The organism is Bacillus cereus group sp. MYBK108-1 (genome assembly GCF_051917185.1).
GTDB lineage: Bacteria > Bacillota > Bacilli > Bacillales > Bacillaceae_G > Bacillus_A > Bacillus_A cereus.
The window spans coordinates 52,390-76,986 of the sequence record NZ_JBQAHZ010000002.1 but is presented as its reverse complement, the minus strand read 5'-3'; the positions used below and the strand labels follow the sequence as shown (position 1 = coordinate 76,986).

Here is a 24,597-nt window from a genome sequence, read left to right as displayed (position 1 = left end):
AGAATCACTAGATAAAAACAAGTTAAACATTTTATAAAATATTTAATTTTACTAGTAAAGCTAATAAAATTTGGAGAAGAATTTGAACATTTACTGCTATGTCTGTATCCGTAGTCGTAACTGTAACATTTCTAGAATTTCTAATAACAGTTTCTTGTTTATTAATTTGTTTAATAGATGATTTTTGAAACAGTTCTTGTGCTACACGGTCAGCTTTTTCACTATCTGCTATAGAAATACTTATTATAACCACGATAGCTGCTTGTAATGCTGCTTGAATAGATAAAGCAGCTTTTGTATCTGTAGTAGTAACTTCTACATCTGCGGAATCTACAATTGTAATAGATTCTTCAGAAATTTGATACGTTTTACTTTCTTGCGCAGCTGCTTCTGAAACGCTAGCATTTTTAAAAGATGGATGAGGATTTGAGGAATCTAATGCACTCCACTTTTTATTTTCATCTGAATGACATGTTTTGTCCATATGTTCACCCCCCTTCAATCTAAATAATTATTAACTTGTGATTGTATTTCAGAAACAATACTTTTAATTTGCTGCTTTTTTTCTGGTGATAAATTTTTTAATTTTTCTTCATTTATCCCATGCCTATTAAAAATATCTGAGAGTAAAAGGTCTATAATTATATTCTTTTGATCCTTATCAAACTTAAAGGAAGAAAATTTATTTAAATCATCCATTTACAATGTTCACTCCTATCAGTTTTCTATAAAAATTTCAAATAACTACCAGCATTATATGTATTTAAATAAAAATTGCTTGGACAAGTAACTTAATCTTCTATTTTTACTTTTTTTACTAATAAAATCAAAAAGCTGTCTTCTAATACGAAGACAGCCCTCCTTTACTTCACATATTTAAGTTTTATTCACTGTTAAATAATAAGTTCATCTTTGTTATTGTGTAGTTTTCCACACTTAATTTCCCATAAATCTTGAATATTAATTCGGTCATAATGAGAAGTCCAAGCTTGTACCACATATTACAACAAAAAATATTTACTTAGAGTGAACCCTTATAGCTAAACTTTATAAAATGTTTAGTTTAACTAGTAGCGCTAATAAAATTTGAAGGAGAATTTGAATATTCACTGCAATATCTGTATCAGTAGTTGTTACGGTTACGTTTCTAGAATTTTTAATAAATGTTTTTTGTCTATTAATTTGTTTAATAGCTGATTTTTGAAATAATTCTTGTGTTATTTTATCTGCCTTTTCACTATCTGCTATAGAAATACTTACTACAACTACGATAGCTGCTTGTAATGCCGCTTGGATAGATAGCGCAGCTTTTGTATCTGTAGTAGTAACTTGTACATCTGCTGAATCAACTATTTCAATATATTCCTCAGAAATTTGATCGATTTCATCTGTTTGTATAGCTTCCTCTAAAAAATTTGCATTTTTACTAAACGAATAATCATTTAATGATTCGCAATCTTCTTTTTTTGGCTCGCAATCCTCTTTTTTTGGCTCAGGAACTCGTTTTTTCGGCTCAAACTCCCGGTTTAATGGATCCCGATTTTTCTTTCTTCTACAAACTTCACATTCACACATAAAATCACCCCTTTTAGACTAAAAAATTAGCAATATGAAAATATTGGCTAACTACTAGCATTTTATGTATTTTTAAAAAATTTGTTTGGACAAGTAACTTGATTTTCTATTTTACTTCTAATTCTTTTTTCTAATAACAAAAGGCTGCCTTCTAATAAGAAGACACCCCTCTTTTATTTCACATTTATATAAAAGACCCATACTTAAATACACTAAACTTCATATAATATATTGCATCCTTTCTTTTTAGAATAAGTAGTCGTTTACTGAAGGGCACTTTTCGAAGTGCTCCTATCTTTAATCCCCCTCTTTTTCAGGAAGAGTTTTTTTACTAAACCCTGATTTGTATCACTAAGGCTAGGGATTACGACATTTCCTTAATAACTTCAATGAATACAGTAGCTACTAATTAAAATACCCCTATGATCTTCTCTACACTTAAACCATCGTGCGTTACCGAACGCATGAATTAATTTTTATTTTGACTATGTAACACTAAATTCACAAGATTATTATCCTATGTTTGGTGAATCCATCATTTCAATGCCAGCAACCCCACACTTTTAACTAATAACTTAAACAAATGGGCTACCTCAAGGTTCCTTTGATATAGTATCTTATGTTCTATATAATGAAGAGAGCGCTAGTATTCCGAAGGAGGATATATATGAGTATTCAATTGGCCACATCTAACGATTTAAAATGGATTAATAGTCAATATGACTCAATAGGATTTGTACGAAGTGATTTAAAGAGAGATAAAGTTGCAATTATTACATATAACAACGAGTATGCAGGTGTTGGCCGATTAGTCCAAATAGATGAAGATACTTTAGAAATGGGCGGGATTTTTATTCTGCCTCAATTTAGAGGGCTTCAATTAGCTGGTGAGCTTGTTTCATTTTTAGTAGAAACTGCGAAAAAATCACAAATACAAAATGTATATTGTCTTCCTTTTGAGGAATTAGAAAACTTTTATAAGAAATATGGATATACTGAAGTCGATACTACGACAGAAGCAGTCCATCCAATTATTCTAAAAAAATATAATTGGTGTTTGGAGAACTACGATAAACACGTTCTACTATTTAAATTGTAAATATAATAAAGTGAAACTTTAATCAGTGGGAGTTTTAATCAAATCCCTCACCAATCGGGCTTTGATTAAAACTCTATGTTCCGTCAATACTATAGATAAGATGATTGTATTTCTCCATTTCCCCTTGGAGAGGAGCAGTTGGCTTTTGCTAGCTGCTCTTTTATTTTTTCAAAAAGTCACATAAATATCTTTAATTCCAAACATTCAAAAGATAAAATATGATATGATTGTTATGAAGATATTTACCAACTAATAAATGCGCCCTAGACTTACGTACTAGGGCGTATTTATTTTTTAGTATGTAACTCCTTCACTCATCTATTATCCACAAAATAAGTATCATATGCCTTATCAAATTCATATCCTAACTTTTCTGCTAGTTTAGCAGATGTAGTATTCGCTGCGTCCCAGTTTGGATACTTTCCATTTTCTAAGCAATCCAATATAAGAGCTGCACTTACTACAGTTGCCAAGCCCTCTCTTCTATGATTGTGATCAGTCGCAACTTCAATTTCAATCCCATCATTATAAATACTATACGAGGATGCACCGCATACAACTTCTCCGTTATATAAAATGCTATAACCTATACCACGGTTTATATAATCTTCTACCGAATGAAATTGACTTGTGAAATCTTCAGATATCTTATGTAATGTAGGGCTATTTGCGATATACTCGTCTATTCTTCTTAACTCATATTCTTTTGGAAGTGCTGATATAAAAGTTTTTAATTTTGAACGATTAAAAACTTCTGGATTTCGTTTGAATTTATAACGTAAAAACTTATCTATTTTTCTTTCATGGAATGTTTCTAAGCGTTGTTTCCACTCTTCACTATTTACGATAACTAAAATTCTTTCTGGAATATTACGTAATAACTCTTCTGTTTCTTTCGTATTTGGGTCTCCAGCGTAAAATGTAAAAATCCCTACCGTAACTTGTGCTACTTTTGGATTTTCAAGATCATTTACCCAAGCAGTACCCATATGCCCTTGTAAATAAGAAAGTAAAACAACGTTATTGAAATCCTCAAACATAGAAACTAGTTTTTTTCTTGTATGTATATTCGCTTCATACATCATTTACATTCCCGCCTTCTTTAGAATCAACTACTCTTAACATTTTCATGAGCGCTCCATAATTCGTATTCATATACATACCCACCTGTTCATCATAAAAGCAATTGACTATTAAATTAAAACTTCGAATATTTATAAAATATCAGTAAACATAAAATGATTATAACATCTACTAACTATGAAATGATCAACATATAAAATAAGTCAACAATAAATATATTTCTTACCCGTTAACAAACGGTTTGAAGGACCAACATAATTAATTATGTAACAACCCTCAACAATAGTTTGAGGGTGCATTTAAATACATGTGTTATAACTCATTTTTATAAATAAAAGATTCCGTCTCACCGTTCTTATATACTTTAGTCAATTTAACAACTGATTTGTACGTGTTAACGTCATCCTCTATCATTTTTTTCATCTCTTCTATTTCGGCATCACCAGTTCCGCCCTCTATTTTTAAACAGTTCGAAATGGAAAGGTATCCGCTTGATGCCAATATAAAAATAAAAATCGTATCAGGAAAATTAATAAATAATAATCCGTAGTTTAAAGGGTCTCCAGCTGGATGTGATAAAAGTAATCGAAAACCTACCAGTTCAGGTACTTGAACAAAATCTCTAGAAACTCTCGCCTCACCTACTATAGTAATTTGCTTTACTACATTCCCGAGATCATCTGTAAATTCAGTACATCTAGGTGGATTAATTGTTGTTGCTTGGAAAGACACATTTAATTCAGGATTGTTAAAATCGAAAAAGATTGTACTCCCCTCCGTTAAACAATGCGGGCAAACATTTCCTAGCAAGCTAAAGTCCTCTTCAATATATTTAACTTTTGTTTTGCAACTACATACTTTCCCTATTCGAATTGCATCAATCTTTGAACAATCGACAAATATAACCTCATTGTCTTCTTGTACGAATGATACGATACCTGTTTTCTTATTAAATGAAAGAAAATAAGATACAGCAATTTCGTTTCCTGCTATTATGATACTTTCAACTTTTGTATACGGTTCTAGACTCTGTAAAAACTCACATATACTATTTTGGCAACACCCACAATCACGTTTCGGTTCACACCCCACTTACACTCCATCCCTTCTCTATATAGAATTGCTACTACATATATATGAGAAGAAAATAAGAAAAGCTTGGACAATATAACGTTAACGTAGTAATATCGTTACCTACTCGTACATTTATATGGAAATCACACCATTTTTGAGTAAGGACACATAATTTTTACTATAAATACATATAACAATTTCATCTTTCATAAAAAAAACGTTATAATAAGGTGTAGCCTCTACGATTACGTTATAAAGGAGATTAAAACAATGGCTAAAATTAAAGTATACCAAGCAAAAGAGGAAAATATGGAAGCAGTAAAAAACATCATTGATGTTGAGGAACAAAACCCAACTGCTGAAAACTTACAAAATCTATACGCATGTGTATTAGATACTGAAGATATGGCATTGCCTGAATCATACATTGAAGAAGATATCTTAATTGATTCTATTGAAGTTATGGTTAACGCTTCTCAAAGCAAAGTAAGAGACTTAGGTGCTTACGATGTAATCGAAGTTCAAAACAAAGGTAAGAAAACACAAATTTTACTATTAGCAGACGAAGAATACGAAATTATCGAAGGCTAATCTAAATCCGTACATACGAAAAAGCTCCTTTCCAATTAGAAAGGAGCTTTTTCATTACGCTTTTGATGTTTCACTCTTTTTATTCGTTTGTTGTTTCTTAATTACCATGCGCTCATTTCCCATAAAGAAAATGAATATGAATGCTAATCCAGCTGGTACCAATGCCCACATGAATGTTTGAACAATTGAACTAGAAAGAGCGTCAATAATCTTATCTAATATTTGCGGAGGGATTTGAGATCTTGCCGATTCTGATAGAATAGCTCTTGAATCCCCTAAAGCGTTTGTATTCATTCCCCCGCTCATCCCTTTAAATGCTTCTTCTAATTGATCTTGGAAACCTGTTCTTTGGATCATTCCGAAGATTGTAATGCCTAGTGTCATTCCTAACGAACGAATGAAGTTACTCGTTGAAGTCGCAGACCCGCGCTGTTCCATACCGAAGTTGTGAATAGCTGCCATACTTAGTACAGAGAATGAGAAACCGACTCCAAATCCGATAATAATCATATAAACTGTTAATAATGCACGACTTGTTTCTGGTGTTAACGTGCTTAATAAGAATAGTCCAATTAGCATAATAACCGCAGAAATAATCATAATGTTTCGGTAGCTAAGTTTAGTTGTTAAAAATCCGCCTAACTGCGCTGTTACGACTGATCCTAACATCATCGGTAAAAGTAATAATCCTGAGTTTGTTGCGGTACCACCGTATACACCTTGAATAAATAACGGAATGTACACAGTTGCTGACATAAATGCAGCACCGTAACATAAAGCAATAATTGTACTCATTCCGAATAAGCGCTGCTTAAACATCTCAAATGAAATAATTGGTTCTTCTACTTTTCGTTCAATAAAAATGAATGCGATGATTAAAATGGCGAATCCACCAAATAAGCTTAAAATAAAGCTAGAATCCCAATCATATTTTTGTCCACCTAGTTCTAAAGCAAACATTAAACAAATTACTGCACCAACTAAAGTAATTGCACCAAACCAATCAATCTTTTGCTTTCTATGAACGCGTGATTCTTTATAAAAGAATGTAATAAAAATAAGTGCTAAAATGCCAAGTGGTAAGTTAATATAAAATACCCAGTGCCAGCTAATGTAATCGGTAATATAAGCGCCAAGTAATGGCCCGAAAATACTAGATAATCCAAATACCGCTCCGAATAAGCCACCCATTTTCCCGCGTTTTTCAGGTGGGAAAATATCAAAAACGATAGTAAACGCAATTGGCACTAATGCCCCGCCGCCAATACCTTGAATGGCACGATAAATACCTAACTGTGTAATATTTTCAGCAGTACCACAAAGTGCCGAACCAATCATAAAGACAATTAAACCGAAAATAAAGAATCTCTTTCTACCATACATATCTGATAGCTTACCGAAAATCGGCATGCCTGCCATTTCTGCGACCATATAGGCAGAAACGACCCATACAAAGTTTTCGAGGCCTCCTAAGTCACCAACGATTGTTCCCATCGCCGTTACGACAATGGTATTATCCATCGATGCCATTAAAATACCTAGCAATAAGCCCGCCACAACAAAGCCGAGCTTATTATTCTTCTCAACCATCTCTCTTGCTCTCCCTCATACTACTTATATTTGTTTATGTTCTTTTACGACTGCATTACCTTTTTGATTAAAACTAGTATGATATTCTACAACACTAATTTCACATCCAGGACCAATTGTGACGTTGTTGCCTCTTACAACTTCAGCAATCGTATGTTCTAAATAGATATCATCTCCTTCAACAATCGAAGTTTGGAGGTTTCCAGCATGACTAGTAAAAGGAATAAATCTCGTTTTTTTACGAACAGTAATCTTTTTACCACCAATTTCTCTTACCTTACTGCCTTCATAACGAAGTGAGATTTGAATATTTTCAGCATTAAGTAATCCAGCACTTTCAAGACCACCAGTTAATGATAAATCTTCTATTTCAATATCTCCCTTCACATTTAAAGCACCTTTTACATCTACGAAATCACCTGAAAACTTTCCTGCAATATCTATCATACCTCTAACTTTTGTTTTTTCAATATGAGCATCACCATGAATTTGTGTATTACCATATACTTTTACATATTCCGCATCTACATTTCCTTGTACTTCGTTATCTCCATACACGACATAGTTTTTCACTTTCACATTACCGCGTACATCACTCGTTCCGTACGTTTTAAACTCATTGCAACTCATATCATTGGTAATTGTTCCTTCACCGCGAATCTTCACTTTATTATAATCTCCGCCTGCTGAATTACCAGAACCATTTACTGTGAGACTATGTGGATGTTCCATACTGATTTCTCCCTTCCGTTAAACCTGCTTAATTTCTTTTACATTTGCATTTTTATCAACAGTAAGAACACCCGTATATTCAATCAGTTCAATCTCACAGTTTGCTCCTACTGTAACATTGTTTCCTCTTACCGTTCTTATGTGAGCATAATCAATATCGATATTGTCACCTTCTAATAGTTCAGCTTCTAACTGCAAGCCAAATACTGTTTTAAATAGCCTACTAAATGTACCTGATCTATGTCTTACTTTAATCGTTTGACCACCAATTTCTTTCGCTCGACATGTACCGTGAATATTTATATTAATTTCATCTGCGCTTAATAAACCACCGATTGTAAATTGTCCTTCTGAAGAAAAAGTATCCACTTCACAATTACCGTCAATTGTAGCTTGACCATTGACTTTAAATTCTTCACCAGTAACATTTCCACCTATCGTACCTTTTCCTGCAATTTTCAAACTGTTTGCTTTTACATTTTGCGTAATTGTTGCTTTTCCATCAATTCGCATCGTTTCAGCATGAACTGTGCCATCAACTTTACCAGATCCGCTAATTCGTGCACTGCTACTTTTCAAATCGCCAGTAACTGCACCGTAACCGTTACATTCAAATTGCTCACATTCAACATTTCCATTCACAGTTCCTTTTCCGTTTAATTGCACTTTATGAAACTCGCCACCATTCGATGAACCGTAACCATTTATAATCAAATTATCTGTACGCATACTTTCTCCTCCACTACAACAATTTAGTTTTTAATGCTTCGGTATATTTCATAATCGCTTCGCGTAAAACGATTTTGGTGCCTTTTTCAAAAATTAAATCGTCCACGTTTGAAACTAATAAACATGTCGAAATACCTAACTTTCGGACAATGATTAAGTCACAAGTTTTATGTTTCATTGCTTCATAATTTTCACGTAAAACTTGCAAGACCATTTTTCCTTCTTCTAAACTAATCTCTCCTGATTGTAGTAATTCTTCTAACATGTACACATAAAGAATGTCTACAAATTGAAACTCTGCTGTTTTATTCGTTTGTTCTATGAAAAATTGTAAAACTGGTTCTGATGCAATCCCCTTGCGTAAAATCTCTTCCTTTGTTAAAAGAATTTCTCTCACACTCGGTGAAAACATGTTCGCTAGTTCATCAAGTGATAAATCCTCTTTCATCGTTTGGATTTTATCGATACGCTCTAATATCTTTTCTTTCGGAAAAAATGTCTCTTGACCTGTAAACGTTGATTTTCGTACAAACCAATCTTCCGGAATTAAATTTTTTCTTTTCCACCTATATAACTGTCCGTATGAAATACCAGTTAGTTCTAATAAATCTTTTTTTGAAATTAAATCTGTACTCAACTGTATAACACTCCTTCCTGATAACAATGTAACATAACACTGTTACGCTGTAAATAGACTTTTATCACAAGTAGCGTAACAATGTGTAAAACAAACCTATTCTCACATAAAAAAAGGCTCTTACACATCTTATGAAAATGTGCAAAAGCCCTTATATATCAAGATTTAAACCAAATATTATAAAAATCAATCCAACCTTGTGAATTAATCATTATATTTTGAACTTTTTCATGTGTACTTACCTCTTGTTTATTACGATATAAAGGAATAATATGAATTTGACGTAACAAAGTATCCTCGATATCGCGTAACAGTGTAACTCTTTTCTCTAATTCTTCTTGTCTAAAATAAGGAGACAACTTTTCATGAAAGTCCATGCTGCTTTGTCCATGAATAAAACTATTTTTTGTAAGAAACATATATAATAAACTATCTTCTATTCGTTCACTTATTGTGGCACTATCATGCATCATATCGGCCTTTTGTATCGTACTTACTTCCAATAGCTCTTCTATCTCAAGAAAATTATTTTCTACACGAATCCCGTACTTCGCACACTCTTTTTGTATCCATTGTGCATCTTCAACATGATCTCGTCCTGTAAATGTGTAGAGTTGTAGCACTTCACTATGATAAGTACTCCTTTTAATTAAACTTTCGATATCTTCGTCAATATCTACTATGCTTTCATTTGCTAATATTAGTTTCTTTGCCACTTCTCCACGTTCTCCGTCGAGTTCTTGAACGATTGTATAACCATGAATGATTTGATATAACGCTTTCCGAAATAACGCATCTTGCATTGGTCCTTCTTTCGTAAGATTACATGTTATATATGTCACGTTCGACTCAAGCCGAGACAATTCTTTATTATATTTTTCTTTATCTTTATACTGCGCCTTTACTAAAACATCGTATGTACTTACACCTTGTTCTACATTCCACAACTCAATACGATCTAAAAAAGGTCTTTCACGAAAATATAAAGGATGTCCTTCTAAAATGAACAGATTTTCATTACTTTTATATAATTGAAAAGGCCCTGTTCCAATTAACCCTCCTGCTTCATCTTCATTCACGATAGAACACTGTTCTGCACTTAGCATATGTAAAAACATTCGATTTTCCGTATGTAATTGAATTTCGAAAACGTAGTCATCCACTGAACGGATATTTTCAACGTGTTGTAACATCCATGCGTGTGCATTATTTTCCAGCTTCATAAATCGATTCAACGAGTATATAACATCATGTGCAGTAAGTTGTTTTCCATTATGAAAGTGAACTCCTTTTCGTAAGTAAAACGTCCATATTTTTTCAGCGTCATTATATTCCCAGTGAAATGCAAGTCTTGGCTCTATAATGTTTGTATTACCGTCTACATACACGAGTGTGTCGAATATATGTTTTACCATATGGCATTCTGAACGCATTGTAGCGTATACAGGATCTAATGTGATATCTAAATTCATTTGTACTTGCAACCGGAGTACATCTCTTCTCCCTTCAGATGTCATTTCAACCTTATGACCAAATATTGAATCCACCCAGGAGTGATATTCTCCCTTTACCGATGGAAAATGTGAGCTATAGCGTTCCACAAATATGCTTCCGCTTTTCACATCCCCTTTTTTCGTTATTTCTTTTCCTCTATCTAAAATTAAAGACATCGGGTGCTTTTGAAATATTAACTTAGAACGATTTCCTCTGCCGCGACCTGGAAACCACTTAATCCAATTTAACTCATCTAATTTTTTTATAATTAATTTACTATTACGCTCTGTACAAAATAGTGTTCTAGATATATTTTGCACTGTTACTTCCAATCGTTCTCCCTCTTTTTTCCCTTTTCCATAAGCAATCCATAGTTCAATGTATTGATCTAAAATAAACATCATACTCCCCCTAAAAGGTGAAAAATACTCCCTATTGTTTCTACCCTTTTTCCAACTCTCCTTTCATCTTATCATTTCAATATAGAAAGGAGGAATTAATATTGAATTATCTCTTACTTCGTTACAATAAACCTATTTTTATTAGACTGTGCGGTGAATTATTAACCCGAACGACTGAATCTATGTTAGCTCTCATTATGATTATTTACGTCAATAAAATGTTAAACGGCAATGTAATAATAACTATGCTGATTTTCGGACTGCAGCCACTTTCAGACATTTTATTTACACTTATTGCTGGAGGAATTACTGATAAATATGGCCGAAAAAAGATTATGTTACTCGGATTATTACTACAAGGTGTTGCAATCGGTAGTTTCGTTTTCGCTCAATCCGTTTTTATATTTGCACTGTTATATGTCATTAATGGTATTGGCCGTTCCTTATACATTCCAGCTCAGCGTGCACAAATTGCTGATTTAACAAAACAAGAGCAGCAAGCAGAGATTTTTGCTCTCCTACAAACGATGGGAGCAATCGGATCCGTAGTCGGCCCTTTAATCGGTGCAAGTTTTTATAATACTCACCCAGAATATTTATTTATCGTGCAAAGTGTAACTCTTACGATATATGCTGTTGTTGTTTGGACCCAGCTCCCAGAAACTGTTCCACCTATAAGTAAGTCGAAACAAACAGTTGAGGCAAGTTCACCAAAGCAATTTGTTTTTAAACATTACGCCATATTCGGTCTTATGGTTTCTACACTTCCTATTAGCTTTTTTTATGCACAAACTGAGACGAATTATCGTATTTTTGCAGAACATGTATTTCCTAATCTCGTATTCATACTCGCATTTATTTCAACATGCAAAGCCATTTTGGAAATCATTCTACAAATCTTCCTCGTAAAATGGTCTGAACGATTTTCTATGGCGAAAATCATCCTTATTTCTTACGCCTGCTATACAATAGCTGCAGTTGGCTTTAGTTATTCAACGACGATATTGTCGTTATTCTTCACCTTACTCTTTTTAGTCATTGGAGAAAGTATTGCTCTAAACCATTTATTACGATTCGTTTCAGAAATTGCACCTCATGATAAACGTGGTTTATATTTTTCAATTTACGGTATACACTGGGATATATCTCGAACGTGTGGACCAGTTATTGGTGCAGTTATATTAAGTAAGTTAAATGGAAGTATGCTGTTTTATATTTGTGCTAGCTTCTTATTAGTTGGAGGTATTGTTCAAGCGCTATTTGTTCAAAGTTTGGAACGTAAAAAAATCGTGAACCATCCTACACATAATTTATAGGTTACTACTTTTTCAGTAAATCAACATTTCTTATTGGATAAATGCTAAAAAATAAAAGTGAAGTATTTCGCATATGAAAGTATGTTTTATATGACAGGAGACGTTCCTTGTTTACAACTAAAAACACCTCACTTCAAGAAATTGAGGTGTTTTTGAAATCACTTAATTTCTTATCCTGCCATTTTATTAATACTATCCTCTGGCGAAAATACGGAAATATGATCGACCTTACCAGTCGATTTTGGAATGACAAATTTCAATTCATACTGGTTATTTACTTTGTATACATATATTTTATCTTCACCATTCTCTTTAACTGAAGATGGTTTTCCTAATGCTTTTTCAATTTCTTGTAATGTAATCAATTTTAGTTCTGCATGATATGAGCGTACATCAAAAACTTGTGACCCTTTATTAAATCCGAAAACAACATTTTTATTTGTAAAAGTTGCGTACATTCCATTCCCTGCATATTCGGTTTTATTTGCTTTCCCCCACGCTTTTTCAATTTCTTCAATATCCCCTGTATGGGCTCCAAATGGCACATTAGGTACCTTTCCTTCTTTTGCTAGTTCAAACAAATCTTTAACGTGGTTAATTGATTTTTGATTAAGTGTTCTATCTTTCGAATCTTGCTCAGCTGATGGTTTTGTTGTTTTTTCATTACTTGGTTTTGCTTCAAGATTTTTCTTTTCTTCTGAAGAATTGCTTTGTTCATTTTTATGATTTTCCGAGGCTGGATTTGCTTCCTTTTTTTCGTCTGTCCCTTTACATGCTGCTAATGCAAATGTGCATGTAAAAGCAAGAAATAACATAACTATTTTCAAATATACCTTCATCATTTTTACCCCCTATTGTATTTTATTCATTTCGATAATCAACCGGATGCGAAGTATAGTATTAATTAAGGACTTCTAATTCTAAATCGTCACTTTCCCATAATTTTAAAAAACTTGGAATTATATTGTTAATCATCGTATTCATCTCCTTCTTTAAACCTTCTCTTCTCAATGATAATATCCTCTATCTATAACTTAAAACATGCTGTCACAACAGCTCCTTGAAACAAAAAAACCAGTAGGAAGTGATTACTCTTTTCCTACTGGTTGAAATGAAATTAAACGGTAAATCTTAGCTTCTTAAAAAATGTAGCGATAGTGTTTTTTACTGTTTCAAAATTATAAGCAAACGTGTTATCTCCACTTAATGATGAAATACATGTTAAACCTGCAGCTTTAATAAAAGCTTTTACATCTACAAGCATAGAATTAGCCTCCAAGAATTTAATTACAATCATTATAACAGGTGTTTTACGACGCTAACATGAAAGTAATAAATAAATTTCTATTATTAATTTATCTCGCTATTTGCCGGGCAGTAAGATCCCCACCTCAAAATTCAGCGGAAACAAAGAAGTTAGGTGGGGGCCCTGCTACCCGTAAAAGCTAAATTGGTGAGGGCTGATAATCAGTGGGAATGAACAAAACCCCCACTGATTAAAATTTCACCTTATTTAGCTTACAGTACACCATTTCAATGTCATATAAAAAAGCTGCCCAAAAAGAGCAGCTTCAAATATGTATATTACACTTCGATTGATTTACCATCTTCAACAATATGATAAAGTAAATGCGCTAAATGATGAATTGGACCGTATTCTTCCTCTTCCTCATCTGTTTCGCCTTGGAATTCAAGATCGTTTAAGTATAGTGCTAAAAATTGATAGTATAGTTTTAAATCAAATCCGTAGCATGCAGTTGGTTCTTCATGATCCCCTTCATATTGTAACATTAAGTATTGATCATTTCCTTCTGCATCTTCTGCATCAAAGAATACGAAGAAGCCAACGTTTGTATCTAAATCAAATAAATGACGAGTACCTTTTTCAGTTGCTTTATTGAAGTCCTCTTCACTTAATTTATGTACTGTTGTCGCTTTTGCATTATCTTCTTGATGGAAATTTACTGTAAATGATTTCAATGCTGACACCTCCTGATTGTATAATACTAGCATAACATATAAAAAGGACTGCTTACAAATGTAAACAGTCCTTACATTCATTTTCGCATTGCTCGTAATAAGAAACTTACGATGAAAATTAAAATAATCGCACCGATTAAAGCTGGAATAATTGCATATCCGCCAATGACTGGACCAAAACTACCAAGTAATTTCGAACCAACCCAAGAACCGATAATACCAGCAATAATATTACCAATTACACCACCAGGTACGTCCTTTCCAGTAATTAAGCTCGCAAGCCATCCTAATATACCACCGACGATTAAAGACCAAATCATATAATAACCTCCTTTACATTTCACCAATCAAAATATAATTAGAAACAATTGCTTACCATTAGTTATGTGACATTTTTCATAAGTTATTCATGTTGTTCAACTTTAAGATTTTTGAGAATAATACACACAGATTAAACCTTTTTTTGAACTAACGATTTATCCGACTTGTTATTACACACATTAAGAACAATCTGGCTTCAATATTGTTCGCATAAACTCTTCTTTAAAAGCTGCATAGTTAAAACCAACAGCAATTCTTTGAATCGGCCGATCATCAAACCTTGTTGGCTCAGCTATTTTTCTAAAGTCTGCTACACTTTGGCCCCTAGTCACATCATTTGTCGTACTAATCCACACTGCCGATTTTTTATATTCGAAAATACTGTCATTTATAAACGAGATAAACGGTAGTAAATCGTGTATAGGACTTCCACCAATACCCGGATATTCTTTTTTATAGAAATTCTCATAATAAAAATCAATCATTGGTTTAATGAGTTTCGCCTGTCCAGTTCCTTGTTTATCTATTATATTGGCCATTTCAGGCGTAATAAGCGCGCCCTGTGTTACATTTAACGGGTATATGCTAGCGTTTTTCGCATATTTCATAACAATATTTGCTGCAATTGGATCACCATAAAAATTCGCTTCAGATACTGGTGTAACATTACCTGGAAATAGGAAAGCGCCGCCCATTATATAATACGAACAAATACGATCCATTATATTTGGATACAATAAAAATAACGTAGCAAGCGTCGTTAGTCTCCCTGTCGCCACAATTATAATATCTTCTGGACAAGGTTCGATTAATTTGATTAATTCACAAAAATTTTCTCGTTTACAAATTCTCATCTCAGGTGGAGTAATAGGACCTAAACCGTGATCCCCGTGGATTTCAGGGAAAAACAAAGGCTCTTCAGCTGTCATCGGTCTACTCGCACCTTCAATAATTTTCACTTGTGTAGCATAGTACCTTTCTAAAAAATAAACATTTTCCGTAACGATATCTCGTGATACATTCCCGTACTCAGCAACAATACCTAGAATATCTAATTTACATGTTTTATTTGCATAAATTAACGCTACGGCGTCATCAATACCAAAATCTCCAAAAAAGATAATTTTCTTATTAACTATTCTCACCCCTCTTAAGCATAATCTACTATTATTATTATGTGAAAAAGACAAGGCGGTGAAACAGCGCAAACTAAAAAAGTCGCCTATTTATTGGCGACTTCAATCTTTTTATAAGACAAATATGCAAGTACATTTTTACTTGAATCGTATTTCGGGTTATTTCCTTTTCTCGGCTCTCTCATATGTGTCTTTTCAAATCCAGGAATGTCTGGCATTTTCCCCATAAATTCAAGCATTTCTTCCTCAGAACCTTCAATGCGTACACGAATCATTATAACTATTCCTCAATTCTCAGTTTCTCTGTACTAAGTATATCGTACTTCAGAAAGACTGCAACACATTTATCTTTTTAACGTTGTACTTTTTTTACATATAAACATAGCCATTTCAGTATAGAACGATTCTACTTTATTATTTTTAAATTGAATATTAAAATATCCCTTCATTTCGTTTGGTGCTTTCATCATACATTCTGTTAATTTTTCACGCTTTTGTAAAGGGACATCCATCATATTACACCACCAGTCAAAATCAAACTTCTTATCAAAAGTAAGACATGACTGCATTTGCAAACCGTTTTTTTCTAATAAAGTAAGCCATTCTGTCTTTTTTAGAGCTCGTTCATGACTTGGGTCTCGCTTTTTTTCTATAAAATTATAAAATGTATCATATTCATTATTTTCTGGCGAAACATTATCTATTAAGATGAATAATCCATTATCCTTCAATGTACGATTTACTTCATAAATAAATTGAGCCGGATTCGTAAAATGATGGGCTGCAATCCGGCATGTGATTGTATCAAAAAAATGGTCTGCAAATGGTAAATCCTCTGCGTTTCCTGCTACAAAAGATACATTTTCATGCCCATTCTGCTTTATAAAAACTTTTGCTTTTTCTAACATCTGTTCTGTTAAATCAAGTGCAACTACTTCTTCAAACATGGGTGCTAACATATTTGCCACATGTCCGCCACCAGTAGCAACATCAAGAAGACGATTATTATGACGAGACTCAACTTGTTGAACTACATATTGTAAATCCAGTCCTTTAGCATGTATTTTACTATTTACATATTTATCTGCATTACTGCCAAACTGTTTTTTCACAAGCTCTTCTTTACTCATATTATCATCTTCTTTCTATTGTTATTTACATATACGACTCATATAATTATTACAATTCTCTTCATGTATTTTCAAATCCTCTTTTCATCTCACTTCTCATCACGTTCCCTTATAATCAAAATAATATGATTATACGTTCTTTTATTAAACAAAAAAGGCTACGGGAACTTGCCCCCTAACCTGACTAAATATTTACTACATTTTTATTTCTTCATATATATCTATATAATATAAATCCTCTTTCAACTTCATAATAACATCTACTTCGTTATAAGTAGCCTCACGAGCATGTAAACCAAATTGATCCATACCAATCCATATCCACCCAGGTGTAAGATATAAAACATCTATATTAAAATAATCTAACTTAGTAAGCTCCGATGTAATAAATTTATCTTTATTAGCGATTTGTTTATCTATTAAACCATATTCTTTTCCATTTTCAAATAGCGATATAAATTTCCCTACAATCGGATGTTCACGAACAATAAAATGATATTCTTTTTCCTCTATATTTACCACAATCAAACGAGAAACAGATAAATCAGGCCCTGAATTCGACATATTTGTTTATTCACCTCCTTATATAGGCTTCTTAAATATGATAACAAATGAATATTCAAATTAAGTTAATATAATGTAAAAAATAAAAAAGCTGAATCCCCTTTAGAAATCAGCCTTTATAATTCGATCAACTTTATTCTTTTACAAATTATTATAATGTTTCTTTTTCCTCATCATTTCCGGAAACTAAATTTCCTATAGCATCCGCTGTTACTTCCACTACAAATTCACAAATACCTGCTACAACTTCTCCAATTACTTCATCCATCTTTTTACCCCCTTATTTTATGTAACTTATTTGTAGTATAGAAGAAATTAGCGAATGTAAACTATCGAAAAAGGTGACATAAACCTTACAGAATTGTAAGCTCTTTCATCCCTCTGCTTACCCCCTTTGAAACTCCAAGTATTTTTAGCAGACATATAGGCCATCATAAATATGAAGCAAGTAATAATCTAGTGTCAGGAGGCGTTTAATATGTATTACGTAAAATTAATTAAAGGTCAATCTTTCTACGCTTTTGATCATCGTTTCTTGGTGTCTGAAGAAGAAGAGGTTTCAGAGAAAATTTATAATTACTTACGACGTAATGAATTTTTTGAAGTACGTAAAGAAGAATACTCTGCTTAATTACAAAAAGCATTAAGAAAAATATCATCTTATTTTGATATATTCTTAATGCTTTTATGTGAATTTCTTCTTTTCAATAATTGTTGTTGACTCTATTAAATAATCTAGTATTTGTCCAAGCTAATTCTTCACTATTTTCATATTCTAGTATATGAAAATAGTGAAGAATATGACTCATATCATTGATTACCAAGCTACTCAACCTATTAGTAAAACTGGTGAAACAACTTTTGCAATCCCCTCTTCTCCAAATAAAGCAATTCTAGCAAATTTGAAATTGAGAATTTCAAGTAGAGATTCACGTAATAATCGAGTAGAATTAATCGCTACAATTGGTGTAGAAGGAATAACTGGGACTTCACAAGTTTTATTCCGAATTTTCCGTGATAATATTGAAATTTTTAATGCACAAGTAGGTATTGAATCTACAGATTCTGAACAATTTTACGTACAAACATTTCAAGCTATAGATCAAAACGTTAGCAGTGGAACACACGAATATTCATTAACTGTAGAAAACCTTACTAGTGGTGCTAGTGCAGAAGTTGTTGGTCCTCTATCTTTTAGCGCTTTAGCTATTGGAAAAGAGCAAAAATGTTGCTAAGTGAATCTAATATTTAATTTTGTACTTGAGAAAAGCGAGGCGTAGTTATACGTTCTTGCTTTTTTATTTCCCCTATTTTTAACCATATGTCTTTTACATTTCAATTGCTTATTTCATCAATTAACGAATCAAATTTTCGGCAAATCAAAAAGATTGAAATCCACTTATGAAACACGTAATATAGACTCTGACTCTAAAAAAGTTCGTATGAAAATAATACATAAATAAGGAGGTTTTATATACGAGTTTTTCATTTTAAAAGATGGAGAGGTTTTATGTTATGTGGCGTAATAAAAACGTTTGGATTGTTTTAATTGGGGAGTTTATTGCAGGTCTAGGATTATGGCTTGGTATTCTTGGCAACCTTGAATTTATGCAAAAATATGTCCCTTCTGATTTCATGAAATCAGTTATATTATTTATCGGACTATTAGCCGGTGTTCTAGTTGGACCTATGGCTGGCCGTGTCATCGATCAGTATGAAAAGAAAAAGGTTCTTCTTTACGCTGGGTTTGGTCGAGTTTTAAGTGTTATTTTCATGTTTTTTGCTATTCAATTTGAAAGTATCGCATTTATGATTGCATTTATGGTTGCTCTTCAAATTTCAGCAGCATTTTATTTCCCTGCATTACAATCTGTAATTCCACTCATCGTACGTGAGCATGAGTTATTACAAATGAACGGTGTACATATGAATGTTGGTACAATTGCTCGTATTGCAGGTACTTCACTAGGTGGAATTCTTTTAGTTGTGATGAGTTTACAGTACATGTATGCCTTCTCAATGGCAGCATACGCCTTATTATTCCTCTCGACTTTCTTCCTACAATTCGAAGACAAGAAATCAACAACACCAAGTAAACAAGCTGCAAAAGATAATAGCTTTATGGAAGTATTTCGTATTTTAAAAGGAATTCCTATTGCTTTTACAGCACTTATATTAAGTATCATCCCTCTATTATTTATAGCTGGGTTTAATTTAATGGTTATTAACATTAGCGAAATGCAACATGATCCTACGATTAAAGGGTTCATATATACAATTGAAGGTGTCGCATTTATGATAGGTGCCTTCGTAATTAAACGTCTATCTGATCATTTCAAACCTGAAAAATTACTATATTTCTTCGCAGTTTGTACTGCTTTTGCACATCTGTCATTGTTCTTTAGCGATATAAAATGGATGGCTCTTACATCATTTGGGTTGTTTGGGTTTAGTGTTGGCTGCTTCTTCCCTATTATGTCGACGATTTTCCAAACGAAAGTGGAAAAAAGTTATCACGGTCGCCTCTTCTCATTCCGTAATATGTTTGAGAGGGTTATGTTCCAAATCGTCTTACTTGGCACAGGCTTCTTCTTAGATACAATTGGGTTACAATATATGGTTCTCATCTTCGGAGTCGTTTCATTATTGATTATTTCTATTTCCCTCTCTAAGCAGAAACATTATGAAAAACAGCATTCGCAATCTGCGAATTTATAAAATAAACAAAGAAGTATGGATCTAATATTGAATCCATACTTCTTTGTTTTATAATACGCCTATTTATTACGTTTATTGAAATTACCTAAAGGAGTATCCTCCTTTAATTTCGAATAGATTATAAAAAATACTCTTTATAAAAGGAGTGGTAAAATGTCTGGTGGCATCGAAGTATTTATTGTCCTGCTCTTTGCAATTGCTCTGTTTAGCATCCTAAACTTTTTAGCCATTTCCTTATCTGGACATAGTTTTAAAAAAAGAATCGTGGCAGGTTTCATATTTTTACTACTGACTCCCATTATCTTTTTGACTATCGCAACATTTGCTTCTATATTCGATAAAGCAGGATTTGGCGCAGGTACGTTAGCCTTTATGATCGCAAGCGTATATATATTAAATGGAATAGTGATTCTGCTTTCCTCTTTATTTATGCTCAAAAAAGACATAACATAGGCTATGGTACTAGCATGAATCTGACTTTACACTAGATTCATGCTTATTTAATTTCTCCTAAATTTTTATATGAAATTAAATAATTCTTTAAAAAAATTTAAACTTTATTTATTATAATATCCCTATCGTATTCGCACGTTTATTCAAATTTAAAAGAAAGGAGCACAAAATGAAAAAGGTTCTACTTACAATTCCTATACTAATCATCCTACTTAGTGGATGCAGCAATAACGATATATACGGTTCTTGGGAAGTCGTTGACAATAAAAATGGTGAATGCCCTGTATATTATAAATTTGAAACAGTTGTCAAAAAAGAAAATAAAGAGGAAATTGTGCAAAATTTAGTAGAAATGCAAACAACAAAGAATAAAGACGATTTATATAAAGGCTCATTTGTCAAAAATTCTAATGTATATCACATTGATTATGGTAATTCATTTACATCGGACCAAACTTTAAAAGTTGCCGACGGTACACTAAATGTATACTTTTTGACAGCCGAAAAATTATGCACATATAAAAAGAAATGATTACATTTCAGAGGAGACGCAGAAAATATTTTCTGCGTTATTTCACTTTAGAAATCGGCCACAAAAATAGCCCTTGTTTTCGTATTCTTTTTCATTCAAAACATGAGAAATATACTTAATAAAAACTAGAGAATACCTTAAGTTATATAAAATGAATCCTATAATAGACATTTCAATTAACACATCTACGCTATTTACATCGATACTTTTCAAAATAGGCTAATCCTTCCTCTAAATTTGTCAATCATTTTAATTTTCATAAAAAAATGATAAAATATAAACATGTGTTTTCAGAATAATTAAAAACGCAGAATGAAAGCACTGTTTTAGGAGGGGTTTTGATGACTTACACGTTAGCAACTAGAATGAAAGCATTCCAATCTTCTATATTTAGTGAATTAGGAGCCTATAAAAAAGAAAAAATTGCAGCAGGTCATAACATGATTGATTTGAGCATCGGAAATCCTGATATGCCGCCCGCTGATTTTGTAAGAGAAACAATGGTACATACAGCGAGTGAGAAAGAGAGCTACGGGTATACATTATCAGGTATTCAAGAATTTCACGAAGCTGTAACTGAATATTACAACAATACTCATAACGTTTTATTAAATGCGGATAAAGAAGTTTTATTATTAATGGGTTCACAAGACGGGCTCGTTCATTTACCTATGGTTTATGCAAATCCAGGTGATATTATATTAGTTCCTGATCCAGGATATACAGCTTATGAAACAGGTATTCAAATGGCTGGTGCAATATCTTACTACATGCCTTTAAAGAAAGAGAATGATTTCTTACCAGACTTAGAAGTCATCCCTGAAGAAATTGCCGATCAAGCGAAGATGATGATTTTAAACTTCCCAGGGAATCCCGTTCCAGCAATGGCTCATGAAGATTTCTTTAAAGAAGTAATCGCATTCGCGAAAAAGCATAATATTATCGTTGTCCATGATTTTGCTTATGCCGAATTTTATTTTGATGGTAATAAGCCAATTAGCTTCCTCTCTGTACCTGGTGCTAAAGAAGTTGGCGTAGAAATCAATTCTTTGTCAAAAAGTTATAGTTTAGCAGGTAGCCGTATTGGATATATGATTGGAAACGAAGAAATTGTTCGTGCACTTACTCAATTTAAATCTAATACCGATTACGGTGTATTTTTACCAATTCAAAAAGCGGCATGTGCTGCACTAAGAAACGGTGCTACGTTTTGTGAGAAAAACCGTGAAATTTATCAAGAACGTAGAGATACACTAATCGATGGATTCCGAACATTTGGCTGGAATGTCGATAAGCCAGCTGGTAGTATGTTTGTCTGGGCAGAAATTCCACAAGGATGGACTTCTCTAGACTTCGCTTATGCATTAATGGATCGTGCGAATGTCGTTGTTACACCTGGTCATGCATTTGGACCTCACGGAGAAGGCTTCGTACGTATTGCACTCGTTCAAGATAAAGAAGTGTTGCAACAAGTTGTTGAAAACATTAGAAATAGCGGCATTTTCGTCCTTGAAAAAGTAAATGAATTAGTTAAAAATTAATTCCGGCTCCCCTGCTTAACTTTAGCAGGGGTATTATTAATTGGAGGTACTTTCATATGCATATTAAAGACACACTTCCCCATCGTTATCCATTTTTAATGATTGATAAAGTAACAAATGTAAAACAAGATGAATTCGTTACAGGATATAAACTCATTACAAATAACGAATGGTTTATAAATGATAGTCACAAACATATGCCTCATATGTTAATTGTAGAAGCACTTGCTCAGCTTAGTGCATTTGTACATACAAGTGATTCTGAAGGACTAGGATTCCTCTCCTCTTTAGATGGAGTTGAATTCCACGGAAAAGCATATCCCGGTGATAAACTTGATTTACATTATGAGCTAACGCGCAATCGCCGAGGTTTTGTTCTTGGTAAAGGTATTGCAACTGTAAACGACCAGCCTATTGTAACTATAGAAAAACTATTAATATATCAAGCAGATTAAAGTGTTCCTTATATCAGTTGGAAATATCTATTCTCAACCGATTGAGTAAATAGGAAAACATATTACGTAGTTAGGAGCAGGAAAATGGAACGTACTATCGGTATCGATGCTGGAGGCACATTAACGAAAATAGCTTATTTTAACAAAAAAAAGCTATTAACTTTTGAAAAATTTTATTCGCATGAACAACATAAAATAATAGATTGGATTAAAAACAACAATGGCATAAAACAAATATGTATTACGGGTGGTAAATCGAAACTATTACAGCATCTGCTTACAGGTTCATATAAAATAATAGAGCTAAACGAATTTGAAGCTACTCTTGCAGGTGTCCAATACATATTAAAAGAAGAAAAACATGCTATACGCAATTTTATTTTAACCAATATCGGTACAGGTACTTCTATCCATTACGTTTATAATCAACAATATATTCGCGCTGGTGGAACCGGAGTTGGTGGTGGGACTATTATGGGACTTTCAAAATTGTTAACAAATATAGATCATTTTGAAGATGTAATCCCTCTAACAAAAGTAGGATCTAGAAAAGAACTAGATATTACGGTTGGAGATATTTATGGTGGTATTCTTTCCCCTATCGATAATAACTTAACTGCTAGTAACTTCGGAAAAGCAGCCATTACAGAATCAAATAATAGTAGCTCCGATATACTAGCTACTGTACAAGGACTTGTTGGTGAAGTCGTTACTGCATTAAGCCTTCAATTCGCTGAAACAAAAAACATTGAACATATTATTTATATTGGTTCGACTTTATGTAATAACGTACAACTTCAACATATTATTAGTAGCTACACCGAATATCAAAATAAAACACCAATCTTTTTACAAGATGGTGGTAATAGCGGTGCAATTGGTGCATTACTTCATGCTACGAAATAAAAAGCTGACTTTTGTCAGCTTTTTAGAAATGGCATTTCAAATTCAATAATTGATTCCCCGTTCTCTCCAATTCGCTCCACGCTTATTCTATCAATCACACAATTTAACTTCCCATGAAAACTAGGAATCTCCTTCACTACTTCAGCAGCTAATTCGGCACTTTCTTTTCTTCCGACTGTTACATGCGGGATGTACGGAATGTCTTCTTTCAAAAATTGTAATAAAGGTCCTGTATATAGAATATTATGTAGTTCCTCTATTTGTTCTTTCCCCTTTTCAACTCGTAAAAACAAATATTCTCTTTCACTTGTAATTTGATTCGTAAATTCAATTTCTATATTCTGTATCGGTTTTGATACATTTATAATATGTAATTTCAGCTCATCATTTGAAATCGAACTTTCAAATGGGAATACAATTGTAATATGCGGTGAAATTAATCCAAATAAAGGATCATGTTTTTGCCTAATGTCCTCGATTTCGCTAATGAACATGTTGTTTAGAAAAAGTAAAATTGTACGCATTTTTATCCCCTCAACT

The 24,597-nt window shown here is 33.0% G+C and carries 30 protein-coding genes; 11 read left to right on the top strand and 19 right to left on the bottom strand.

Annotation, left to right across the window (positions count from 1 at the left end; genetic code table 11):
• Nucleotides 1-31: 31 nt before the first annotated feature.
• The 3 genes from ACTFSL_RS04720 to ACTFSL_RS04710 form a co-directional block, all read right to left on the bottom strand.
• Complete coding sequence (locus ACTFSL_RS04720; protein ID WP_000361676.1) at nucleotides 32-484, bottom strand: spore coat protein; 453 nt, start codon at nucleotides 482-484, stop codon at nucleotides 32-34.
• A gap of 14 nt (nucleotides 485-498) precedes the next feature.
• Complete coding sequence (locus ACTFSL_RS04715) at nucleotides 499-699, bottom strand: spore coat protein W (RefSeq protein ID WP_000342253.1); 201 nt, start codon at nucleotides 697-699, stop codon at nucleotides 499-501.
• Nucleotides 700-1,047: 348 nt separating this feature from the next.
• Complete coding sequence (locus tag ACTFSL_RS04710; RefSeq protein ID WP_127064007.1) at nucleotides 1,048-1,575, bottom strand: spore coat protein; 528 nt, start codon at nucleotides 1,573-1,575, stop codon at nucleotides 1,048-1,050.
• 667 nt (nucleotides 1,576-2,242) lie between these two features.
• On the opposite strand from ACTFSL_RS04710, the gene ACTFSL_RS04705 reads away from it, so the two are divergent.
• Complete coding sequence (locus ACTFSL_RS04705; protein WP_000027166.1) at nucleotides 2,243-2,674, top strand: GNAT family N-acetyltransferase; 432 nt, start codon at nucleotides 2,243-2,245, stop codon at nucleotides 2,672-2,674.
• Between the two features lie 314 nt (nucleotides 2,675-2,988).
• On the opposite strand, the gene ACTFSL_RS04700 is transcribed toward ACTFSL_RS04705, so the two are convergent.
• Nucleotides 2,989-3,759 (bottom strand): GNAT family N-acetyltransferase, encoded by a 771-nt coding sequence (locus tag ACTFSL_RS04700; RefSeq protein ID WP_088338710.1) that lies wholly within the window; start codon nucleotides 3,757-3,759, stop codon nucleotides 2,989-2,991.
• Between the two features lie 310 nt (nucleotides 3,760-4,069).
• Nucleotides 4,070-4,849, bottom strand: a complete 780-nt coding sequence (locus ACTFSL_RS04695; RefSeq protein ID WP_000501710.1) for a BC_2878 family exosporium-associated protein — start codon at nucleotides 4,847-4,849, stop codon at nucleotides 4,070-4,072.
• Nucleotides 4,850-5,101: 252 nt separating this feature from the next.
• Between ACTFSL_RS04695 and ACTFSL_RS04690 the strand changes: the two genes are divergently transcribed.
• A complete protein-coding gene (locus tag ACTFSL_RS04690; RefSeq protein ID WP_001062733.1) occupies nucleotides 5,102-5,422 on the top strand; it encodes a hypothetical protein in 321 nt (106 codons plus the stop codon).
• A gap of 54 nt (nucleotides 5,423-5,476) precedes the next feature.
• Here ACTFSL_RS04690 and ACTFSL_RS04685 read toward each other — a convergent pair whose 3' ends face one another.
• The 5 genes from ACTFSL_RS04685 to ACTFSL_RS04665 form a co-directional block, all read right to left on the bottom strand.
• Entirely contained in the window at nucleotides 5,477-7,012 is a 1,536-nt protein-coding gene (locus ACTFSL_RS04685; protein ID WP_000229612.1) for an MDR family MFS transporter, read from the bottom strand.
• 24 nt (nucleotides 7,013-7,036) lie between these two features.
• Nucleotides 7,037-7,744 (bottom strand): hypothetical protein, encoded by a 708-nt coding sequence (locus ACTFSL_RS04680; protein ID WP_017673238.1) that lies wholly within the window; start codon nucleotides 7,742-7,744, stop codon nucleotides 7,037-7,039.
• An 18-nt stretch (nucleotides 7,745-7,762) separates the two neighbouring features.
• Nucleotides 7,763-8,473: a bactofilin family protein gene (locus tag ACTFSL_RS04675; protein WP_001258384.1), complete on the bottom strand. Its 711-nt coding sequence runs from the start codon at nucleotides 8,471-8,473 to the stop codon at nucleotides 7,763-7,765.
• 13 nt (nucleotides 8,474-8,486) lie between these two features.
• A complete protein-coding gene (locus ACTFSL_RS04670) occupies nucleotides 8,487-9,110 on the bottom strand; it encodes a YhbD family protein (RefSeq protein ID WP_000102257.1) in 624 nt (207 codons plus the stop codon).
• A gap of 158 nt (nucleotides 9,111-9,268) precedes the next feature.
• Nucleotides 9,269-11,005: an SgrR family transcriptional regulator gene (locus ACTFSL_RS04665; RefSeq protein WP_088338525.1), complete on the bottom strand. Its 1,737-nt coding sequence runs from the start codon at nucleotides 11,003-11,005 to the stop codon at nucleotides 9,269-9,271.
• 101 nt (nucleotides 11,006-11,106) lie between these two features.
• Between ACTFSL_RS04665 and ACTFSL_RS04660 the strand changes: the two genes are divergently transcribed.
• Entirely contained in the window at nucleotides 11,107-12,321 is a 1,215-nt protein-coding gene (locus tag ACTFSL_RS04660) for an MDR family MFS transporter (protein ID WP_001108464.1), read from the top strand.
• 170 nt (nucleotides 12,322-12,491) lie between these two features.
• Here the strand turns inward: ACTFSL_RS04660 and ACTFSL_RS04655 are convergent, their stop codons facing one another.
• The 8 genes from ACTFSL_RS04655 to ACTFSL_RS04620 all read right to left on the bottom strand — a co-directional run bounded on the left by ACTFSL_RS04655 (nucleotide 12,492) and on the right by ACTFSL_RS04620 (nucleotide 17,452).
• On the bottom strand, nucleotides 12,492-13,163 hold the full coding sequence (locus ACTFSL_RS04655) for a YjgB family protein (RefSeq protein WP_135277807.1): 672 nt from the start codon (nucleotides 13,161-13,163) through the stop codon (nucleotides 12,492-12,494).
• A gap of 275 nt (nucleotides 13,164-13,438) precedes the next feature.
• Nucleotides 13,439-13,585, bottom strand: a complete 147-nt coding sequence (locus ACTFSL_RS04650) for a hypothetical protein (protein ID WP_000959548.1) — start codon at nucleotides 13,583-13,585, stop codon at nucleotides 13,439-13,441.
• A gap of 320 nt (nucleotides 13,586-13,905) precedes the next feature.
• On the bottom strand, nucleotides 13,906-14,301 hold the full coding sequence (locus tag ACTFSL_RS04645) for a hypothetical protein (protein WP_000834883.1): 396 nt from the start codon (nucleotides 14,299-14,301) through the stop codon (nucleotides 13,906-13,908).
• 77 nt (nucleotides 14,302-14,378) lie between these two features.
• A complete protein-coding gene (locus tag ACTFSL_RS04640; RefSeq protein ID WP_000638306.1) occupies nucleotides 14,379-14,621 on the bottom strand; it encodes a GlsB/YeaQ/YmgE family stress response membrane protein in 243 nt (80 codons plus the stop codon).
• A gap of 180 nt (nucleotides 14,622-14,801) precedes the next feature.
• Nucleotides 14,802-15,767 carry a nucleoside hydrolase gene (locus ACTFSL_RS04635; RefSeq protein WP_440041262.1) on the bottom strand — a complete coding sequence of 322 codons (966 nt, stop codon included), beginning with the start codon at nucleotides 15,765-15,767 and terminating at the stop codon, nucleotides 14,802-14,804.
• 77 nt (nucleotides 15,768-15,844) lie between these two features.
• A complete protein-coding gene (locus ACTFSL_RS04630; protein WP_000621873.1) occupies nucleotides 15,845-16,033 on the bottom strand; it encodes a DUF3970 family protein in 189 nt (62 codons plus the stop codon).
• Nucleotides 16,034-16,102: 69 nt separating this feature from the next.
• Entirely contained in the window at nucleotides 16,103-16,888 is a 786-nt protein-coding gene (locus ACTFSL_RS04625) for a class I SAM-dependent methyltransferase (protein WP_075677168.1), read from the bottom strand.
• Between the two features lie 195 nt (nucleotides 16,889-17,083).
• Nucleotides 17,084-17,452, bottom strand: a complete 369-nt coding sequence (locus ACTFSL_RS04620) for a hypothetical protein (protein WP_000071478.1) — start codon at nucleotides 17,450-17,452, stop codon at nucleotides 17,084-17,086.
• A 478-nt stretch (nucleotides 17,453-17,930) separates the two neighbouring features.
• Here ACTFSL_RS04620 and ACTFSL_RS04615 point away from each other — a divergent pair, with 478 nt between their 5' ends.
• From ACTFSL_RS04615 to coaW, 8 genes are all read left to right on the top strand, one after another.
• A complete protein-coding gene (locus ACTFSL_RS04615) occupies nucleotides 17,931-18,083 on the top strand; it encodes a YqbF domain-containing protein (protein ID WP_000291905.1) in 153 nt (50 codons plus the stop codon).
• 169 nt (nucleotides 18,084-18,252) lie between these two features.
• The gene (gene exsC / locus ACTFSL_RS04610) at nucleotides 18,253-18,687 is read left to right on the top strand and encodes an exosporium protein ExsC (RefSeq protein WP_135277803.1); all 435 of its coding nucleotides are present in this window, start codon (nucleotides 18,253-18,255) and stop codon (nucleotides 18,685-18,687) included.
• Nucleotides 18,688-18,967: 280 nt separating this feature from the next.
• Entirely contained in the window at nucleotides 18,968-20,170 is a 1,203-nt protein-coding gene (locus tag ACTFSL_RS04605) for an MFS transporter (RefSeq protein WP_000269258.1), read from the top strand.
• Nucleotides 20,171-20,323: 153 nt separating this feature from the next.
• Nucleotides 20,324-20,623 (top strand): hypothetical protein, encoded by a 300-nt coding sequence (locus tag ACTFSL_RS04600; protein WP_135277801.1) that lies wholly within the window; start codon nucleotides 20,324-20,326, stop codon nucleotides 20,621-20,623.
• A gap of 169 nt (nucleotides 20,624-20,792) precedes the next feature.
• On the top strand, nucleotides 20,793-21,155 hold the full coding sequence (locus ACTFSL_RS04595) for a hypothetical protein (RefSeq protein WP_000757022.1): 363 nt from the start codon (nucleotides 20,793-20,795) through the stop codon (nucleotides 21,153-21,155).
• A 341-nt stretch (nucleotides 21,156-21,496) separates the two neighbouring features.
• Complete coding sequence (locus ACTFSL_RS04590) at nucleotides 21,497-22,696, top strand: LL-diaminopimelate aminotransferase (RefSeq protein WP_000222693.1); 1,200 nt, start codon at nucleotides 21,497-21,499, stop codon at nucleotides 22,694-22,696.
• 56 nt (nucleotides 22,697-22,752) lie between these two features.
• Nucleotides 22,753-23,151 carry a 3-hydroxyacyl-ACP dehydratase FabZ family protein gene (locus tag ACTFSL_RS04585; protein ID WP_000547649.1) on the top strand — a complete coding sequence of 133 codons (399 nt, stop codon included), beginning with the start codon at nucleotides 22,753-22,755 and terminating at the stop codon, nucleotides 23,149-23,151.
• 84 nt (nucleotides 23,152-23,235) lie between these two features.
• Nucleotides 23,236-24,057, top strand: coding sequence for a type II pantothenate kinase (gene coaW / locus ACTFSL_RS04580; RefSeq protein ID WP_086693133.1), 822 nt, complete (start codon nucleotides 23,236-23,238; stop codon nucleotides 24,055-24,057).
• Between the two features lie 14 nt (nucleotides 24,058-24,071).
• Here coaW and ACTFSL_RS04575 read toward each other — a convergent pair whose 3' ends face one another.
• A complete protein-coding gene (locus ACTFSL_RS04575) occupies nucleotides 24,072-24,581 on the bottom strand; it encodes a 2'-5' RNA ligase family protein (protein ID WP_440041259.1) in 510 nt (169 codons plus the stop codon).
• Between the last annotated feature and the right edge of the window lie 16 nt (nucleotides 24,582-24,597).

Bases quoted from the DNA above. Each gene is read 5' to 3' on its own strand.
- ACTFSL_RS04665 (WP_088338525.1), bottom strand. From the start codon at position 11,005: ATGTTTATTTTAGATCAATACATTGAACTATGGATTGCTTATGGAAAA.
- ACTFSL_RS04625 (WP_075677168.1), bottom strand. From the start codon at position 16,888: ATGAGTAAAGAAGAGCTTGTGAAAAAACAGTTTGGCAGTAATGCAGAT.
- ACTFSL_RS04700 (WP_088338710.1), bottom strand. From the start codon at position 3,759: ATGATGTATGAAGCGAATATACATACAAGAAAAAAACTAGTTTCTATG.
- ACTFSL_RS04685 (WP_000229612.1), bottom strand. From the start codon at position 7,012: ATGGTTGAGAAGAATAATAAGCTCGGCTTTGTTGTGGCGGGCTTATTG.
- ACTFSL_RS04690 (WP_001062733.1), top strand. From the start codon at position 5,102: ATGGCTAAAATTAAAGTATACCAAGCAAAAGAGGAAAATATGGAAGCA.
- ACTFSL_RS04615 (WP_000291905.1), top strand. From the start codon at position 17,931: ATGTATTACGTAAAATTAATTAAAGGTCAATCTTTCTACGCTTTTGAT.
- ACTFSL_RS04705 (WP_000027166.1), top strand. From the start codon at position 2,243: ATGAGTATTCAATTGGCCACATCTAACGATTTAAAATGGATTAATAGT.
- ACTFSL_RS04710 (WP_127064007.1), bottom strand. From the start codon at position 1,575: ATGTGTGAATGTGAAGTTTGTAGAAGAAAGAAAAATCGGGATCCATTA.
- ACTFSL_RS04640 (WP_000638306.1), bottom strand. From the start codon at position 14,621: ATGATTTGGTCTTTAATCGTCGGTGGTATATTAGGATGGCTTGCGAGC.
- ACTFSL_RS04590 (WP_000222693.1), top strand. From the start codon at position 21,497: ATGACTTACACGTTAGCAACTAGAATGAAAGCATTCCAATCTTCTATA.
- ACTFSL_RS04595 (WP_000757022.1), top strand. From the start codon at position 20,793: ATGAAAAAGGTTCTACTTACAATTCCTATACTAATCATCCTACTTAGT.
- coaW (WP_086693133.1), top strand. From the start codon at position 23,236: ATGGAACGTACTATCGGTATCGATGCTGGAGGCACATTAACGAAAATA.
- ACTFSL_RS04620 (WP_000071478.1), bottom strand. From the start codon at position 17,452: ATGTCGAATTCAGGGCCTGATTTATCTGTTTCTCGTTTGATTGTGGTA.
- ACTFSL_RS04585 (WP_000547649.1), top strand. From the start codon at position 22,753: ATGCATATTAAAGACACACTTCCCCATCGTTATCCATTTTTAATGATT.
- ACTFSL_RS04720 (WP_000361676.1), bottom strand. From the start codon at position 484: ATGGACAAAACATGTCATTCAGATGAAAATAAAAAGTGGAGTGCATTA.
- ACTFSL_RS04650 (WP_000959548.1), bottom strand. From the start codon at position 13,585: ATGCTTGTAGATGTAAAAGCTTTTATTAAAGCTGCAGGTTTAACATGT.
- ACTFSL_RS04680 (WP_017673238.1), bottom strand. From the start codon at position 7,744: ATGGAACATCCACATAGTCTCACAGTAAATGGTTCTGGTAATTCAGCA.
- ACTFSL_RS04655 (WP_135277807.1), bottom strand. From the start codon at position 13,163: ATGATGAAGGTATATTTGAAAATAGTTATGTTATTTCTTGCTTTTACA.
- ACTFSL_RS04575 (WP_440041259.1), bottom strand. From the start codon at position 24,581: ATGCGTACAATTTTACTTTTTCTAAACAACATGTTCATTAGCGAAATC.
- ACTFSL_RS04605 (WP_000269258.1), top strand. From the start codon at position 18,968: ATGTGGCGTAATAAAAACGTTTGGATTGTTTTAATTGGGGAGTTTATT.
- ACTFSL_RS04600 (WP_135277801.1), top strand. From the start codon at position 20,324: ATGTCTGGTGGCATCGAAGTATTTATTGTCCTGCTCTTTGCAATTGCT.
- ACTFSL_RS04715 (WP_000342253.1), bottom strand. From the start codon at position 699: ATGGATGATTTAAATAAATTTTCTTCCTTTAAGTTTGATAAGGATCAA.
- exsC (WP_135277803.1), top strand. From the start codon at position 18,253: ATGACTCATATCATTGATTACCAAGCTACTCAACCTATTAGTAAAACT.
- ACTFSL_RS04630 (WP_000621873.1), bottom strand. From the start codon at position 16,033: ATGATTCGTGTACGCATTGAAGGTTCTGAGGAAGAAATGCTTGAATTT.
- ACTFSL_RS04675 (WP_001258384.1), bottom strand. From the start codon at position 8,473: ATGCGTACAGATAATTTGATTATAAATGGTTACGGTTCATCGAATGGT.